Source organism: Sphingomonas sp. BL-S-28, assembly GCF_055521515.1.
Genome location: NZ_CM145484.1, coordinates 2,674,078 through 2,690,257 on the forward strand (window position 1 = coordinate 2,674,078; position 16,180 = coordinate 2,690,257).

14 protein-coding genes are annotated in these 16,180 nt (G+C 66.1%); 4 read left to right on the forward strand and 10 right to left on the reverse strand.

The features are described 5' to 3' along the window. Positions 1-80: 80 nt before the first annotated feature. From ACZ1JC_RS21305 to ACZ1JC_RS21320, 4 genes are all read right to left on the reverse strand, one after another. A complete protein-coding gene (locus ACZ1JC_RS21305) occupies positions 81-635 on the reverse strand; it encodes a nuclear transport factor 2 family protein (RefSeq protein WP_465138265.1) in 555 nt (184 codons plus the stop codon). A gap of 15 nt (positions 636-650) precedes the next feature. After that, the gene (locus ACZ1JC_RS21310) at positions 651-1,517 is read right to left on the reverse strand and encodes an SDR family NAD(P)-dependent oxidoreductase (RefSeq protein ID WP_465138264.1); all 867 of its coding nucleotides are present in this window, start codon (positions 1,515-1,517) and stop codon (positions 651-653) included. 92 nt (positions 1,518-1,609) lie between these two features. After that, a complete protein-coding gene (locus ACZ1JC_RS21315; protein ID WP_465138523.1) occupies positions 1,610-2,317 on the reverse strand; it encodes a UTRA domain-containing protein in 708 nt (235 codons plus the stop codon). Beyond that, positions 2,308-3,699 carry a formimidoylglutamate deiminase gene (locus ACZ1JC_RS21320; protein WP_465138263.1) on the reverse strand — a complete coding sequence of 464 codons (1,392 nt, stop codon included), beginning with the start codon at positions 3,697-3,699 and terminating at the stop codon, positions 2,308-2,310. The genes ACZ1JC_RS21315 and ACZ1JC_RS21320 overlap by 10 nt, the downstream gene beginning before the upstream one ends. Before the next feature lie 97 nt (positions 3,700-3,796). Here ACZ1JC_RS21320 and hutI point away from each other — a divergent pair, with 97 nt between their 5' ends. The 4 genes from hutI to hutU all read left to right on the forward strand — a co-directional run bounded on the left by hutI (position 3,797) and on the right by hutU (position 9,162). After that, the gene (gene hutI / locus ACZ1JC_RS21325) at positions 3,797-4,999 is read left to right on the forward strand and encodes an imidazolonepropionase (protein WP_465138262.1); all 1,203 of its coding nucleotides are present in this window, start codon (positions 3,797-3,799) and stop codon (positions 4,997-4,999) included. After that, positions 4,996-6,525, forward strand: a complete 1,530-nt coding sequence (gene hutH / locus ACZ1JC_RS21330) for a histidine ammonia-lyase (protein WP_465138261.1) — start codon at positions 4,996-4,998, stop codon at positions 6,523-6,525. Before hutI ends, hutH begins: the two co-directional genes overlap by 4 nt. A 151-nt stretch (positions 6,526-6,676) precedes the next feature. Continuing rightward, positions 6,677-7,483 carry an N-formylglutamate deformylase gene (gene hutG / locus ACZ1JC_RS21335; RefSeq protein WP_465138260.1) on the forward strand — a complete coding sequence of 269 codons (807 nt, stop codon included), beginning with the start codon at positions 6,677-6,679 and terminating at the stop codon, positions 7,481-7,483. Positions 7,484-7,497: 14 nt separating this feature from the next. Further along, positions 7,498-9,162: a urocanate hydratase gene (hutU, locus tag ACZ1JC_RS21340; RefSeq protein ID WP_465138259.1), complete on the forward strand. Its 1,665-nt coding sequence runs from the start codon at positions 7,498-7,500 to the stop codon at positions 9,160-9,162. Positions 9,163-9,327: 165 nt separating this feature from the next. On the opposite strand, the gene ACZ1JC_RS21345 is transcribed toward hutU, so the two are convergent. The 6 genes from ACZ1JC_RS21345 to ACZ1JC_RS21370 form a co-directional block, all read right to left on the reverse strand. Further along, positions 9,328-10,407 (reverse strand): oxidoreductase, encoded by a 1,080-nt coding sequence (locus tag ACZ1JC_RS21345; protein ID WP_465138258.1) that lies wholly within the window; start codon positions 10,405-10,407, stop codon positions 9,328-9,330. Position 10,408: 1 nt separating this feature from the next. Then, positions 10,409-12,031: an NAD-dependent malic enzyme gene (locus ACZ1JC_RS21350; protein WP_465138257.1), complete on the reverse strand. Its 1,623-nt coding sequence runs from the start codon at positions 12,029-12,031 to the stop codon at positions 10,409-10,411. A 179-nt stretch (positions 12,032-12,210) separates the two neighbouring features. Further along, the gene (locus ACZ1JC_RS21355; protein ID WP_465138256.1) at positions 12,211-13,551 is read right to left on the reverse strand and encodes a dicarboxylate/amino acid:cation symporter; all 1,341 of its coding nucleotides are present in this window, start codon (positions 13,549-13,551) and stop codon (positions 12,211-12,213) included. Between the two features lie 456 nt (positions 13,552-14,007). Further along, positions 14,008-14,391, reverse strand: a complete 384-nt coding sequence (locus ACZ1JC_RS21360; protein ID WP_465138255.1) for an OsmC family protein — start codon at positions 14,389-14,391, stop codon at positions 14,008-14,010. 11 nt (positions 14,392-14,402) lie between these two features. Continuing rightward, positions 14,403-15,299, reverse strand: a complete 897-nt coding sequence (locus tag ACZ1JC_RS21365) for a pirin family protein (protein WP_465138254.1) — start codon at positions 15,297-15,299, stop codon at positions 14,403-14,405. 90 nt (positions 15,300-15,389) lie between these two features. Further along, a complete protein-coding gene (locus ACZ1JC_RS21370; RefSeq protein WP_465138253.1) occupies positions 15,390-16,088 on the reverse strand; it encodes a pirin family protein in 699 nt (232 codons plus the stop codon). Positions 16,089-16,180: the final 92 nt, after the last annotated feature.

Consider the following 16,180-nt stretch of genomic DNA (forward strand, 5'->3'; position numbering starts at 1 on the left):
GGCGCAAACCGCCCCTGGATTGCTTCGCTACGCTCGCAATGACGAAGGTGGGGATTTGTGAGGGGCCGGAGAGGCCGGTTTCACCAGCGGCTGGTCGGAACCTCCAGCGACAGCGGGCGAGCATAGGACACATCCTCCCGGTCGCGGCTGCCCTTGATATAGCCGCCGGCCTTGAACTGCGGCATCTCCAGGATCGAAGCGTCGCCCGCGATCAGCAGGTCCACGGTGCAGCGGCGCAAGGCGATGCGCCATTCGCCGTCGCGCTTCTCCAGCCGATCGACATAGCGCCCATTGATGAAGCGCACCGTCTTCCCATCCGGGTTAAGCAGGCCGACCAGCACATAGCTTTCGGCATGGGCCACATCGCCGTCGATCTCGCAATTGTGCGTGGTGATGTTGTGCAGGCAGAGCTGGCAGCCCGCTCCGTGAATGGCGTTCGCCCACTCGGCATAAGCCGGGCCCTCATTCACGGCCGAGGCGCCATGTTCGTCCACACCGTCAGGGTGATAGGCCGCCGTCAGCAATTCCACGTCGAAGCGGTCATGCCCCCGCGCATGGCGGTGCACGCAATCCTCTATCGCGCGGCGATCCATCAGATAGCGCACATCGCGCGCGAGTTGCTCGGTCTGGTCCATGGCAGGCTCTCCGGTTCAGCGGATGACGGCGGGATGGAATTGCAGCGGCTCCACGCCGTGCAGTTCGGCAGCAGTCGGCGGCACGCGGCCCTTGTCGGTGAGCCCATACTTGCGCGCCACTTCCGCGCCCACGAGCGTCTTGCCGTTCATCCCGGCGAGGTAGGGGTCGTTGTAAAGTTCCCAGATCACGTGGCCGGTGAACTCCGGGTTCTCGCAGTGCCCTTCCAGATGGCCGTACTTGGCTGGATCGGACGCGATGATCGCCTTCAGCCGGTCCGTCAGCAGTGCGCCCATCCAGATCGAGACGGCGCAAACTTCACGCCCGGCGTGGCGGAAATCGGCGGCCATATCGAAGGCCATCTTGTCCATGCCCGCCTTGTGCGCGCCATAGGCGGGGCCCAGCGAATAGTGCGCCGCGCCCGAAGCCGAAGTGAAGACGATCAGCCCGTGATCGCGCTCCGCCATGGCCCGTGCCGCATGCCAACTGGCGACATAACCGCTGCGCACGCCGACATCGATCAAGCCGGAAAGCTTCAGCGGCTTTTCCCAGAACTCCCCGGAATCGGTCAGTTCGTCATGGATGGCCGCAGCATTGTTGACGAGGATGTCGATCCGCCCCGCATCCGCCAGAATGCGATCGAACAGCGCGGCGACCTGTTCGTCATCCGAATGATCGCACGCCACCGCAACCCCGCGACCGCCCGCCGCCGTGACCGCTTCGGCGGTCTCGTAGATCGTGCCCGGAAGCGCATGATCGCCCGAAGACTGGCTGCGTCCGGTGACGTAGACCGTGCAGCCGTGACTGCCCAGCGCGATGGCGATGCCCCGCCCTGCGCCCCGGCTTGCGCCCGTAACCAGTGCGATGGGTGCCTGATCCGCCATGCTCTCTCCCGCTCTTGTTGAACAGGTGTTTAGCAAATGCAATCAGACGGACCAAGCCGAAGCGATAAGCATCCCTCCGGCGCTGTATCGGCTCAGCGCATTCCGGCGGTGGGCCCGAAGTGGGCGTTGAGTTCATAGCTACCAGCCAGGAAAAGCTGGCGGACGTAAGTGATCGGCTCCGCTCCCCGCCACGTCCGGCGTTCGATGCAGAGGCAGGGTGCGCCGCTGGCGACGGCCAGCGCCTTGGCCTCCGCGCCGGTTGCGGCGGCGGCGGTGATCCGCGCATCGGCCTCGGTCCACGGCACATGTTCCAGCAGCCAGCCGCCGGGGGAGGAGAACTCGGCCTCCACGATTTCCGGCACCGCTGCCGCGTTCACGAAGCGATGTTCCCACGCCATCGGCGCATCGTCCGCAAAGTGGATGCCCGACAGTTCGAGCAGCGGCACTTCACCGTCCACATCCCACTTCACCGTAGCCTCGGCGGCGCGCACCAGCTTGCGGCGCGAGAGCGCGAAGCGATAGGCCTGCCCGCGCGCGGCGACTTCGGCGCCGAGGTCGGGAATGTCCATCGCCATCGAATGCACGCGCGGCCGAGCGACGAACGTGCCCGCCTTGCGCCGCCGCTCGACCAGCCCGGCGGCGGACAGTGCGGAGAGCGCCTTGTTCACCGTCATCCGCGCGCAGCCGTAGAGTTCCATCAATTCCTGCTCGGTCGGCAGGCGTTCGCCGGGCGCAAGTGTGCCGGAGAGGATGCGGCTCTCGAAATCGTGGCGGATACGTTCGGAAAGGGTCATGCGCAGAGTCGGTCCAGAGTCATCCGATAGCGTCGGACGATCCCGTCGCGTGCGTGGTGGCGGCCAGAGCTAACCACCTGCTTGCCGAAGCGCCAGACGCAATCGATGCCGGCACGCCCGGAGGCGAAGACCAGCCCATCGAGCACGCGATCCGCCCCCCGCGCGCAGAGCGAGGGATGATCGAGATCGAGCGAAACCGCATCGAAGGCGCAGCCCGTTTTGAGCCCTGCCTCCACGCCCAACGCTTGCGCACCGCCCTTCAGCGTGGCTTGCCAGATCGCTTCCCCGGTCGAAGCCGTATTGGCATCGGCCAGCAGGTTGCGCTTTCGCGTGAACAATCGCTGCCCGTATTCGAGCAGGCGCATTTCCTCGGTCGCGTCGATCAATACGTTGGAATCGCTGCCGATCCCGTAAGCACCCCCGGCCGCCAGCCAGTCCGCCATCGGGAACAGGCCGTCACCCAGATTGGCCTCGGTAATCGGGCAAAGCCCCGCCACCGCGCCGCTGAGCGCAAGGCGGGATGTCTCTTCCGCCGTCATGTGCGTGGCGTGGACCATGCACCAACGGCGATCCACTTCCGCATGATCCAGCAGCCATTCGACCGGGCGCTGGCCGCTCCAGGCGAGGCAGTCTTCCACTTCCTTCATCTGCTCGGCGATGTGGATATGGATCGGGGCCTGCCCCGCCATTGCCTCCAGACGCAGCAGTTCGTCCGGACAGACCGCGCGCAGGCTATGCGGCGCAAGGCCGACCACCGCCTCGTCCAGTCCGGAAACCGCCGCGCGGGCACCGTCCAGCAGGCGCGCAAAGCCGTCCAGATCGTGAATGAACCGGCGCTGCCCATGGTTCGGCGCCAGAGCGCCGAAACCCGAATGGGCATAGAACACCGGCAGCAGCGTCAGCCCGATGCCGGTTTCCGCCGCCGCCTCGGCAACCGCCGCGCACATGCGCGCGGGATCGGCATAGGCATGCCCGTCGGCATCGTGGTGAAGGTAGTGAAACTCGCTAAGGCGCGTGAAGCCGCTCTCCAGCATCTCCATCGCCGCCAGCGCCGCGATGGCGTGGAGATCCTCCGGCGTCATGCGGTCGAGGAAACGGTACATGACCTCCCGCCATGTCCAGAAGCTGTCGTCGCTATTCCCGCGCTGCTCGGCAAGGCCGGCCATGCCGCGCTGGAAGGCGTGGCTGTGAAGGTTGGGGATGCCGGGAACCACACAGGCGTGGCGTTGGTCAGCAGTGTCCGGCCGGGCACCCGACTCGATCCGCGCGATCCGCCCATCCGCGACCGTAAAGCGCACGTCCCGTGCCCAACCAGACTCGCTTCCGGACTCGATAAACGCGCGGCCCGCATGGATCGTAAAGGACTGACGCGGCTGGGCTTGAGACATCGGGCACTCCCTTGGACTTCTTTTTGTCTATACATTATCGCAGGCCGATGCAATAAGACGCGGCAGAGAGTGAACCGCCCGGAGAGACTGGCCCGCCATGCGCTGCGATACGATCTGGACCAACGCCCGCCTCGCCACGATGGCCCCGGAAGCGGATGGCATCGGCGTGATCGAACGCGGCATGATCGCGGCGACGGACGGCAAGATCGTCTACGCCGGGCCCGAGGCCGATGCGCCTGCGCTGCAAGGCCACATCGTCACCGATTGCGAGGGTCGCTGGATTACCCCCGGCCTTGTCGATTGCCACACGCACCTGATTCATGCCGGCAACCGCGCGCGCGAGTTCGAGCTGCGGCTGGCGGGCGCCAGCTATGAGGAAATCGCCCGCGCCGGCGGGGGCATCGTCTCCACCATGAAGGCCACGCGCGCCGCCAGCGAGGACGACCTTGTCGCCAGCGCCCTGCCCCGGCTCGACGCGCTGATCGGCGAAGGCGCGACGACCGTCGAGGTGAAGTCCGGCTATGGCCTAGACCTTGCCAGCGAACTCCGAATGCTGCGCGCCGCGCGGCGGCTGGGCAGCGAGCGGCCGGTTTCCATCGCCACCACATTCCTGGGAGCCCACGCGCTGCCGCCCGAATTCGCCGGAGATGCCGACGGCTACATCGAGCATATCTGCCAAATCATGCTGCCCGAAGTCGCCCGCGAAGGCCTTGCCGACGCGGTGGACGCCTTCTGCGAAGGCATCGGCTTTTCCGCGCAGCAAACCGAGCGCCTGTTCGCCGCCGCCCGCGCGCACGGCCTGCCGGTGAAGCTTCACGCGGAACAGCTTTCGAACCTTCACGGAGCCGCGCTCGCCGCCCGGTTCGGCGCGCTTTCCGCCGATCATCTCGAACATCTCGATCTCGCCGGGATAGACGCCATGGCCGCATCCGGCACTGTCGCTACGCTGCTGCCCGGCGCCTATTACTTCACGCGCGAAACCGTGCTGCCGCCGATTGCGGCCTTACGCGCAGCCGGCGTGCCGATCGCGCTGGCGACCGACTGCAACCCCGGCACCTCGCCGCTTACCTCGCTGCTGCTGACGATGAACATGGGCGCGACGCTGTTCCGCCTCACCGTCGATGAATGCCTGGCTGGCGTCACCCGCAATGCCGCCCGCGCTCTGGGTCTTGCGGACCGTGGCACGCTGGAAGCCGGCAAGCGCTGCGATCTGGCGATCTGGGATGTCCAGCATCCGTCCGAACTTGTCTATCGCATGGGGCTGAATCCGCTCCATGCCCGCATCTGGAGTGGTCAATGAACGAAGTGCTGCTAACCCCCGGCACGGTGAGCCTCAGGGATTGGCGCGCGATCTATCGCGGCGCCGGCGTGAAGCTCGATCCTGCGTGCATGCCGGTGATCGCCGAAAGCGCCGCCGCCGTCGCCCGCATTCTTGCCAAGGGCCAGCCGGTCTATGGCATCAACACCGGCTTCGGAAAGCTGGCCAGCGTACGCATCGGTGACGAGGATCTAGCCACGCTGCAGCGCAACATCGTGCTCAGCCACGCCGCCGGCACCGGTGAGCCCTCGCCCGTTTCGGTGATCCGCCTGATGATGGCGCTGAAGCTCGCCAGCCTTGCCCAGGGTGCCTCGGGCGTGCGCGTAGAGACGGTGGAACTGCTGGAAGCGATGCTGGCCAAGGGCCTGACGCCGGTAGTGCCCAGCCAAGGTTCGGTTGGCGCCAGCGGCGACCTTGCCCCGCTTTCGCACATGGCCGCGACGATGATCGGCGTGGGCGAGATTTTCGTGGGCGATGCGCGCCTCCCCGCCGCCGAAGCGCTGGCGCAGGCCGGTCTCGCCCCGGTAGAACTCGGCGCCAAGGAAGGCCTCGCCCTTCTCAACGGCACCCAGTTCTCGACCGCCAATGCCCTTGCCGGACTGTTCGAGGCGGAGCGCCTGTTCCAGTCCGCGCTCGTCACCGGCGCGCTCTCGACCGAGGCGGCCAAGGGTTCCGACACCCCGTTCGACCGCCGCATACACGCATTGCGCCGCCATCCCGGCCAGATCGAGGTGGCCGACGCCCTGCGCGCGCTGATGGACGGTTCCGCAATCCGCGCCAGCCATCTTGAGAATGACGCCCGCGTGCAGGACCCGTACTGCCTGCGCTGCCAGCCGCAGGTCATGGGCGCCGCGCTCGACGTGCTGCGCCAGGCGGCCACGACGCTGGAGATCGAGGCCAACGGCGTTTCCGACAACCCGCTGATCTTTCCGGAAGCGGACGAGGCGCTCTCCGGCGGCAACTTCCATGCCGAGCCCGTCGCCTTCGCCGCCGACATGATCGCGCTGGCCGTCTGCGAGATCGGCTCGATCTCCGAACGCCGCGTGGCAATGCTGGTGGACCCGGCGCTGTCCGGCCTGCCCGCGTTCCTGACGCCGCGCCCCGGCCTGAATTCCGGCTTCATGATCCCGCAGGTCACTGCCGCCGCGCTGGTCTCCGAAAACAAGCAGAAGGCCTATCCTGCATCGGTCGATTCGATCCCGACTTCGGCCAATCAGGAAGACCACGTCTCGATGGCCGCCCACGGCGCCCGCCGCCTGATCGGCATGGTGGAGAACGCCAGCGCGGTGCTGGGCATCGAACTGCTCGCCGCCGTGCAGGGCATCGATTTCCACGCCCCGCTGGCATCCAGCAAGGTGCTGGAGCAGGCGCGCGAAACCCTGCGCGCGCAGGTGCCGACGCTGGAGGAAGACCGCCACTTCCACCCCGACATGGAAGCCGCGAACGTACTGATCCGATCCGGCGCGCTTGTGGATATCGGCGGCAACCTGCTGCCCGGAATCGCCTGATGCCCCTGTTCGCTCATCCCCACTCTTTCGTCATTGCGAGGAGGCATAGCCGACGCGGCAATCCAGTGCAGCACAAGGCCGCCCCTGGATTGCTTCGCTACGCTCGCAATGACCAGGTGATGGGTAATGGCAGTCGCATGGGGCGAAGCGCATGAGCGCTAGCTTCACGCTTCATCGCGGGGAGGCGCCGCTACTCGTCGCCTTTCCGCATGTCGGCACCGATCTCGCCGATCTTGGTCCGGCCTTCCGCTCGGAATGGCTGGCGCGGCGCGATGCCGACTGGTGGGTGGACGATCTCTACGCCTTCGCCCGCGAGCTTGGCGCGACGACGATTGCTGCGCGCGTTTCGCGCAGCGTGATCGACCTCAACCGCGATCCTTCTGGCGCCTCGCTCTATCCCGGGCAGGCGACGACGGAACTCTGCCCGACGACCACGTTCGACGGAGAGCCGCTCTACAAGACCGAAGGCCCTGACGAAGCCGAGATCACCCGCCGCCGCACGCTCTGGTTCGATCCGTATCACGCCGCGCTTCGCTCCGAGATCGAGCGGCTGCGCAAGCTCCACGGCAAAGTCGTGGTCTATGACGCGCACTCGATCCGCAGCCACGTGCCGCGCCTGTTCGATGGCGAATTGCCGCAGTTCAACATTGGCACCAACCTTGGCCAGACCTGCGATCCGGCGCTTTCCGCCGCCGTGGTCGAAGTCTGCAAGGCAAGCGGCCTGAGCCACGTTCTCGACGGCCGTTTCCGCGGCGGCTGGACCACGCGGCATTACGGAGAGCCTGCCAGCGGCGTCCATGCGATCCAGATGGAACTCGCCATTCGCGGTTACATGGATGAGCCCGAAGTGCCCAGCGAAGCCAACTGGCCCCTGCCCTATTCGGCGGCGCGTGCCGCCGCCCTCACCCCGATCCTGCAAGACGTGCTGAAGGCCGCAATCGCCTTCGCGCAATCCTGACCTGAGGAAACACAATGACCCGCCTCGACAACAGCCGCGTCATCAAGCCTGCGACCGGCACCGAACTCAGCGCGAAAAGCTGGCTCACCGAAGCGCCGCTGCGCATGCTGATGAACAACCTTCACCCCGACGTGGCCGAACGGCCTGAGGAACTGGTGGTCTACGGCGGCATCGGCCGTGCCGCGCGCGACTGGGAAAGCTACGACAAGATCGTCGAGGCCCTGCGCCGCCTGAACGATGACGAGACGTTGCTGGTCCAGTCCGGCAAGCCGGTCGGCGTGTTCCGCACCCACGCCGATGCGCCGCGCGTGCTGATCGCCAATTCCAACCTCGTGCCGGAATGGGCGAACTGGGAACACTTCAACGAACTCGATAAGCGCGGCCTTGCCATGTACGGCCAGATGACCGCCGGTTCGTGGATCTACATCGGCACGCAGGGCATCGTTCAGGGCACTTACGAGACTTTCGTTGAGATGGGCCGCCAGCACTATGGCGGCGACCTTTCGGGCAAGTGGCTGCTGACCGCCGGCCTTGGCGGCATGGGCGGCGCGCAGCCGCTGGCCGCCGTGATGGCCGGCGCTTCCTGCCTTGCCATCGAATGCCAGCCCAGCCGCATCGAAATGCGCCTGCGTACGGGTTATCTCGACGTTGCCGCCAGCACGATCGAAGAAGCCATGGCGATCATCGAAAAGGCCAATGCCGAGAAGAAGCCGGTCTCCGTCGGCCTCCTCGGCAACGCGGCGGAACTGCTGCCCGAAATGTTCGCGCGCGGCATTCGTCCCGACCTGCTGACCGACCAGACCTCCGCCCACGATCCCGTCAACGGCTACCTCCCCGCCGGCTGGACCGTTGCCGAATGGATCGAAAAGCGCGAGCGTGAGCCCGAAGCGGTCGCCAAGGCCGCCAAGGCATCCATGGCGGTCCACGTGCAGGCCATGCTGGACTTCCAAGCGGCAGGCGTGCCCACCACCGATTACGGCAACAACATCCGCCAGATGGCCAAGAACGAAGGCGTAGAAAACGCGTTCGACTTCCCCGGCTTCGTGCCCGCCTATATCCGCCCGCTGTTCTGCCGCGGCGTGGGGCCGTTCCGCTGGGCCGCGCTCTCCGGCGATCCCGAGGATATCTACAAGACCGACGCCAAGGTAAAGGAACTGCTGCCCGACCACGCGCACCTGCACAACTGGCTCGACATGGCGCGTGAGAAGATCCAGTTCCAGGGCCTGCCCGCGCGCATCTGCTGGGTCGGTCTGGGCGACCGCCACCGCCTTGGCCTCGCCTTCAACGAGATGGTGGCGAAGGGCGAACTCAAGGCCCCGGTCGTCATCGGCCGCGACCACCTCGACAGCGGCTCCGTCGCCTCGCCGAACCGCGAGACCGAGGCCATGCGCGATGGTTCGGACGCGGTTTCGGACTGGCCACTGCTCAACGCCCTGCTCAACACTGCCTCCGGTGCGACCTGGGTTTCGCTGCACCATGGCGGCGGCGTCGGCATGGGCTATTCGCAGCATTCGGGCATGGTGATCGTCGCCGACGGCACCGAAGCGGCAGCCAAGCGTCTGGAGCGCGTGCTGTGGAACGACCCGGCGACGGGCGTGATGCGTCACGCCGATGCCGGGTACGAGATCGCGCTGGATTGTGCGCGGGAGAAGGGTCTGGATCTGCCGGGGATCCTCTGATCCTAGCCTGACCCTGTCACCTCGTCGTCCCCGCGCAGGCGGGAACCCCGCTTGTTCTTCCGGCCTCTCGTTGTGGCTCAAAGTAAAGCGGGGCCCCCGCCTGCGCGGGGGCGACGAGTTTAGGTGTTCGGAGGTTATCCTGGCACGTATTCGGGACGTAAGCCGTTACCGACTTTCAGCCCAGGCGCGCCGCTCTGCCTCGGTCAACGACAGCTCCACAGAGCGCCCTTCAGCAGCCGATTGCTGCGCGGCCTCAATCACCGCCATTACGGCCAGCGACTGGATCGGCGGGACCGGGTTCGCCGCCCTGCCCTGTGCCGCTTCGCCCACGAGCCGATAGAACTCGCGCTGGTCGCCGCGCTCGGCGGGAATGCTGCGCGGGGCGTTTTCGGCCGTGTGCAGCACGAGCGGATCGAAGTCCTCGCCCCAGCCCTCTGCGCCGGGCGCCATGCCGGCCACAAGCTGGCTCTCCTGCACATCCATGCCCTGCTTGACCGCGCTGCCGCCAGTGCCGTGAACGATGAAACGCGGCACGCCGCCGGATACCAGCATCGAGGCATGGAGGATCGCTCGCTTGCCGCCGAAATCGAGCAAGACATGCGCCCAGTCGTCGCTACGCGCACCTTCGCGCTGGAGGGCGAGCGAGGCCGTCACCCGGTCCGGCAGGCCCATCAGCAGCAGCGCATGATCGGTAAGGTGCGGGCCCAGATCGAACCACACGCCCGACCCCGGCCCGGCGTTCTCCCGCCAGCGGTCGCGAACATGCGGGCGGAAGCGATCGAAGTGGGTTTCAAGGTGGACGGGATCGCCCACCAGACCATCGTCGATGGCCCGCCGCACGGTGGCGAAGTCGCTGTCCCAACGGCGGTTGTGGAACACCGTCAGGTTGCGCCCGGACTCCTGCGAAAGTGCGATCAAGGCGCGCGCTTCGGCAAGGTCCAGCGTGAAGGGCTTGTCGACGACGACATGCTTGCCCGCGCGCATCGCCGCTTCGGCCAGCGGAAAATGCGAGTGGTTGGGCGTGGCGATGACTACCAGATCGATGGCCGGATCGCGCAGCAGCGCATCGGCCTCTGCGTGGACCGTGGCCTGTGGGTAGCGTTCGGCAATCGGCGCCGGGTTGCTCGACACGAAAGCATCGAGCGAAAGCCCCGGCACCGCCGATATCAGCGGCGCGTGGAAGGTCGCCCCGGCATAGCCGTAGCCGATCAGGCCGACCCGAACCATGTTCGCCGCCTCGGCCATGTCAGGCGTACTCCGCCTTCCACATGCTCGCCGCGATGCTTTCACGGGTGAGCGCTTCCGGCTCGGCAGTGGCGAGGCCTTCCGCCACGGCCTGTTCGACGACGGCGACGGCAATTTCCAGCGCCACTTCGCGCAGCGCGGTGACGGGCGGCAGCAGGCCTTCGTCGCCGTCATGCAGTTCACCCAGACGGCGCGCGGCCGCCATGAACATGCCGTCGCTCACCGTAGTCGCGCCGCTCGCCAGCGCGCCAAGGCCGATGCCGGGGAAGACGTAGACGTTGTTCACCTGCGTCACGCCGGCGATGCCGAAGGGACTGCCGGTGCCAACGATAGCCTTGTTGTCGGTCCATTCCAGCACGTCCGCCGGATGGGCTTCCGCGCGCGAGATCGGGTTGGAGAGCGGGAAAACGACCGGCCGCTCGACATGCTCCGCCATGGTGCGGATCGCGCGCTCATCGAAGGCCGCCTTCTGGCCGGAAGTGCCGATCAGCACGGTGGGCTTCACGTTGGCGATCGTGTCGTGCAAGGTGATGAGGTTCGCGCCGGAGAGATTCCAGCCGGCGATATCGGCGGGATCGTGCGCCAATTTCACCTGCTGCGGCGGCATACGCGGAACGTCGGAGAGGATCAGGCCGTCGCGGTCGACCGCCCAGATTTTCGCGCGGGCATCGGCTTCGCTCAGGCCTTCAAGCTGCATGGCCTGCACCAGCATTTCGGCCACGCCACTGCCCGCCGCGCCCGCGCCGAACAGCACGACGCGCTGCTCGGTAATCGGCACGCCGGTCTTGCGAATGGCGGAAAGCAGCGTGCCCACGGCGGTGGCGGCGGTGCCCTGAATGTCGTCGTTGAAGCTCAGCAGGCGGTCGCGGTAGCGCACGAGCAGGTCGTAGGCGTTCTTGCCGGCGAAATCCTCCCACTGCAGCAGCACGCCGGGGAACCGGTCGTTCACGGCGGAGACGAAAGCCTCGACGAAATCGTCGTAGTCCTTGCCGCGCACGCGGGGCGCACGGTAGCCGATGTAGAGCGGGTCTTCGCGGCGGGCGTGGTTGTCGGTGCCAAGGTCGAGCAGGATCGGCAACACTTCGGCCGGATGGATGCCGGCGCAGGCGGTGTAGAGCGCCAGCTTGCCGATGGGGATGCCCATGCCGCCCGCGCCCTGATCGCCAAGGCCGAGGATACGCTCACCATCGCTGACGACGATCACCTTCACTCGGTCATAGGCGGGATCGGCAAGGATATCGGCAATGCGGTTGCGGTTGGGATAGCTGAGGAACAGGCCGCGCGGGCGGCGGTAGATCTCGCTGAAACGCTCGCAGCCCTCACCCACGGTCGGCGTGTAGACCAGCGGCAGCATGCGCGGCAGGTCGCTCTGCACCAGCGCGTGGAACAGCACTTCGTTGGAGTCCTGAAGTTCGCGCAGAAAGGCATAGCGCTGGAAATCGCTTTCCTTGTCTTCCAGCGCGTTGCGGCGGCGCTCGATCTGGCTGTCCAGCGTGCCCACGTGGGGCGGCAGCAGCCCGTGCAGGCCGAAGCGGTCGCGCTCTTCCTCCGTGAAGGCCGTGCCCTTGTTGGTCAGCGGATCGGAGAGCAGCGCGCGGGCAGCGGCGTGACGGGTGGGAGACATCGACGACCTTTCTTCAGACTTCGAGATGCCCGGCCGACATGGGCTGCCCTGCCGAGAAAGGCAGCGGCGAGTGGCCCACGGGGGGATCGGCACGAGCTCGCGAGTGGTGGATAGACCGCCCGCGATGCCCTGTCACGCCGCCGAAGACCCCGCCGCAAATGCAATTAATGCATCAAAGCCTATTCAGAAGCCGCCAGTTGCGCGGACTGCACGCCAGCACCTTGCGCATCGCCGCGATTGCCGATCACCGCCCGGAACTGTTCCATATCGATGGCCTTTTCCCATCGCGAGACGACCACCGTTGCCACGGCATTGCCGATGAAGTTCGTCAGGCTGCGGCATTCGGACATGAAGCGGTCCACGCCCAGGATCAGCGCCATGCCCGCCACCGGCACCGAAGGCACGATGGAGAGCGTGGCCGCCAGCGTGATGAAGCCCGCGCCGGTCACCCCCGCAGCGCCCTTGGACGAGAGCATGGCGACGCCCAGCAGCAGCAGTTCCTCCCCCAACGAGAGGTGGACGTTACACGCCTGCGCGATGAACAGCGCGGCCAGGGTCATGTAGATATTGGTGCCGTCCAGATTGAAGCTGTAGCCGGTGGGCACGACAAGGCCGACAACGGGGCGCGGGCAGCCGGCACGCTCCAGCTTTTCCATCAGCAGCGGCAGCGCGCTTTCGGAGGACGAGGTGCCCAGCACCAGCAGCAGTTCGGTCTTGAGATAAGCGACCAGCGAAAAGATCGAGAACCCGCACAAGCGCGCGACGGTGCCCAGCACCACGAAGACGAACAAGGCGGAGGTCAGGTAGAACGTCGCCACCAGCCCGGCGAGGTTGGCGAGGCTTTCTACGCCGTACTTGCCGATGGTGAAGGCCATCGCCCCGAATGCGCCGATCGGTGCCGCTTTCATCACGATCGACACCAGCTTGAAGAAGACCAGCGAGATCGTTTCCAGCAGCGAGAGTGCCGGCGCGCCGCGGTCCCCCAGCATGGCCAGCGATACGCCGAACAGGATCGCGACGACGAGGACCTGCAGGATGTTCCCCTCGGTCATCGAAGACAGGAACGTCTCGGGGATCATCGCCATCAGGAAACCGGTGATCGAGGTTTCGTGCGCTTTCTCCGAATAGAGCGCGACCTTGGAGGCGTCGAGCGTCGAGGGATCGATGTTGAGCCCATGCCCGGGCCGCACCACATTCGCGACGATCAAACCAACGACAAGCGCCAGACTGGAGAAGAACAGGAAGTAGGCAAAGGCCTTTGCGGCCACGCGCCCCACCGACTTCAGATCGCGCATCGCGGCGATACCGGTGGTGATGGTCAGGAAGATGACCGGCGCGATCACCATCTTCACCAGCTTGATGAAGGCATCGCCCAGCGGCTTCAGCGCCTCTCCCGCATCGGGACGGAAATGGCCGATCAATACGCCCAGCGCGATGGCGACGAGGACCTGGAAATAGAGATGGCCGTACCAGCGCTGCGGCTTGGCACTCTCACCCGGCTGGGATGAAGCGATATGCATGGGACCCGTCTTGTGCTCCTTGGCGCCGCGCATCCCCCGAACAGGCGCGGCTTTTGGCGGACCCTGTGCGAATTGCCGTCCGGTTCCAAGCGGTTTTTATGCGGGGACGGCGGCTGAGAGCGCGCGGTTGTTCATCACACCCCGCTCATCCTGAGCCTGTCGAAGGATGGGAACCTTGCACCCAGCCTCAGGGGCCTTCGACAAGCTCAGGCTGAGCGGGATCGGGGTATATCCCGCCACGGACTACCGCCCCAACCTTGCCGTCGCCCCCGCGCAGGCGGGGGCCCCGCTTTCCTTTGCCACCTCGCGGGAAGGCGCGAGGTAGCAGGAAGGAAGCGGATCCCCGCCTGCCCTACGGGCAGTTCACCCTGAGCGGCCTGCCTGCCGGCCAGCCGAAGGGCGGGGATGACGAGTGGTTAGATGCGAACGGCTGGTTTGCCGGTCAGGCCCGCCCGCTCACGCCAACCGCGTCTCGATCGGCAGGCCGTTCTTCAACGTCAGCGTCACCGGCGTCCGCTCGGCGATGTCGGCAAGACGGCTCCTCTGCTCGTCATCCAGTCCGGTGATGGTCAGCGTGCGGGCAATATGCAGATCGCCCTTCCCGCCATTGAGCGCGAGGTCGACGGTCAAGTCTCCGAACTCCCAACCCTTGCGCGCGGCATACATCTTGAGCGTGATCGCGGTGCAGGCGCCAAGGCTGGCGAGCAGCAGGTCGTAGGGTGCCGGACCTGCCGACTGGCCACCCAGCGCGGGCGGCTCGTCGGCCGTGATGGCGTGGCCATTGACCACGATTTCGGTGCGCCAGGGGGTCTGGCCGATGGTGGCGGTAGCTTGCGTCATGACTGGGACTCTCAGGCAGGAAGCGGAATGAAGTCGGGCTCGTTCGGCACGGCGGGGAAGCGCTGGGCCTTCCAGTCGTCCTTCGCCTGCTCAAGACGATCCTTCGAAGAGGACACGAAGTTCCAGAAGATATGGCGCTCTTCAGGCAGCGGCTCACCGCCCAGCAGCATCAGGCGCGTCGGCGCCTTGGCGCGCAGCACCAGTTCGGCGCCGGGCTGGAAGACCACCAGTTCGGCCTCGCCGAACGTGCCGCTCTGCCCCACGACTTCCACCGCGCCGCTGACGACGTAGATCGCCCGTTCGACATGCTCAGCCTTGAGCTGATAGCGAGCGCCGTCCAGCATCACGATGTCGGCATAGATCATGTCCGAATAAGTCTTCAGCGGCGAAGTCATGCCGTCCGACGAACCGGCGATCAGCGTGAAGCGGGTGCCGGCATCTTCGCTGACGGGCATCTCATCCGCCTTGTGATGTGCGAAGGAGGCGTCGATTTCCTCGGACTCCTTCGGCAGCGCAACCCAGGTCTGCAGGCCGAACAGCTTGCCGCCCTTGGCGCGGTTTTCGGGCGAAGTGCGTTCGGAATGGACGATGCCGCTGCCGGCGGTCATCCAGTTGACCTCACCCGGCAGGATCGGCTGGACCGAACCCAGCGAATCCCGGTGCAGGATCTCGCCCTCGATCAGATAGGTGAGCGTGGAAAGACCGATGTGCGGGTGCGGACGAACGTCGAGCCCTTCGCCCGACTTGAACACCGCCTCGCCCATCTGGTCGAAGAAGATGAAAGGGCCGACCATGCGGCGCTGCGCGACGGGCAACGCGCGGCGGACCTTGAAGCCATCGCCAAGATCGCGGACCGAGGGGAGGATGACGAGGTCTACGCCTTCGACATCGGAAGATTGCACAGTCATGGATGGCTCTCCAAAAAGAAGACGGGGCCGAGGAAAATAAGGGCGGGCACCGGTGGGCACCCGCCCCTTTGTTATCAGGCTTTTATATAATCAGGCGGCGTCGACGAGGACGATTTCGCTGTCCTCGATCGCGGTCACCCGCAGCACGTCCAGATCGCTGATCGCGGCGCCGTCACGGGCGTTGACGCGAACGTCGTCGATCTGCACCGCGCCGGTTGCCGGAACGAGGTAGGCCTTGCGGTCCTTGCCCAGCGGGTACTCGGCAGTCTCGCCAGCCTTCAGCGTGGCCGCCACGACCTTGGCGTCGGTGCGGATCGGCAGCGCGTCATTGTCGTTCTCGTAACCCGAAGCCAGCGTCACGAACTGGCCCGAACGCTCACCCTTAGGGAAGGGACGCGAACCCCAGCTCGGCTGTTCGCCATTGCGGGTGGGGATGATCCAGATCTGGAAGATGCGCGTTTCCACGTCTTCCATGTTGTATTCCGAATGCTGGATCCCGGTGCCCGCGCTCATCACCTGAACGTCGCCGGCCTCGGTGCGGCCCTTGTTGCCCAGGTTGTCCTGGTGGGTGATCGCGCCTTCACGGACATAAGTGATGATTTCCATGTCGCGGTGCGGGTGCGGGGGGAAGCCGGTCTTCGGGGCGATAATGTCGTCATTCCAGACGCGCAGGTTGCCCCAGTGGACGCGGGCCGGATCGTGGTAACCGGCGAACGAGAAGTGATGCTTGGCGTCGAGCCAGCCGTGGTTGGCACCGCCGAGGCTGTCGAAGGGGCGAAGTTCGATCATGGTCCTAAATCTCCTGTCTTGGCGGTGGTGCCGGTGAAGTCCGGTGTCCGCCTCGTCGAAGACCCATATAGCCCTTGCCATCTTTCCTGATC

What these genes read in the sequence shown, in the direction of transcription:
- ACZ1JC_RS21370 (WP_465138253.1), bottom strand. Translation starts at nt 16,088, where the DNA reads ATGATCGAACTTCGCCCCTTCGACAGCCTCGGCGGTGCCAACCACGGC.
- ACZ1JC_RS21355 (WP_465138256.1), bottom strand. Translation starts at nt 13,551, where the DNA reads ATGCATATCGCTTCATCCCAGCCGGGTGAGAGTGCCAAGCCGCAGCGC.
- ACZ1JC_RS21365 (WP_465138254.1), bottom strand. Translation starts at nt 15,299, where the DNA reads ATGACTGTGCAATCTTCCGATGTCGAAGGCGTAGACCTCGTCATCCTC.
- ACZ1JC_RS21345 (WP_465138258.1), bottom strand. Translation starts at nt 10,407, where the DNA reads ATGGCCGAGGCGGCGAACATGGTTCGGGTCGGCCTGATCGGCTACGGC.
- ACZ1JC_RS21305 (WP_465138265.1), bottom strand. Translation starts at nt 635, where the DNA reads ATGGACCAGACCGAGCAACTCGCGCGCGATGTGCGCTATCTGATGGAT.
- hutI (WP_465138262.1), top strand. Translation starts at nt 3,797, where the DNA reads ATGCGCTGCGATACGATCTGGACCAACGCCCGCCTCGCCACGATGGCC.
- ACZ1JC_RS21310 (WP_465138264.1), bottom strand. Translation starts at nt 1,517, where the DNA reads ATGGCGGATCAGGCACCCATCGCACTGGTTACGGGCGCAAGCCGGGGC.
- hutG (WP_465138260.1), top strand. Translation starts at nt 6,677, where the DNA reads ATGAGCGCTAGCTTCACGCTTCATCGCGGGGAGGCGCCGCTACTCGTC.
- hutU (WP_465138259.1), top strand. Translation starts at nt 7,498, where the DNA reads ATGACCCGCCTCGACAACAGCCGCGTCATCAAGCCTGCGACCGGCACC.
- ACZ1JC_RS21350 (WP_465138257.1), bottom strand. Translation starts at nt 12,031, where the DNA reads ATGTCTCCCACCCGTCACGCCGCTGCCCGCGCGCTGCTCTCCGATCCG.
- hutH (WP_465138261.1), top strand. Translation starts at nt 4,996, where the DNA reads ATGAACGAAGTGCTGCTAACCCCCGGCACGGTGAGCCTCAGGGATTGG.
- ACZ1JC_RS21320 (WP_465138263.1), bottom strand. Translation starts at nt 3,699, where the DNA reads ATGTCTCAAGCCCAGCCGCGTCAGTCCTTTACGATCCATGCGGGCCGC.
- ACZ1JC_RS21360 (WP_465138255.1), bottom strand. Translation starts at nt 14,391, where the DNA reads ATGACGCAAGCTACCGCCACCATCGGCCAGACCCCCTGGCGCACCGAA.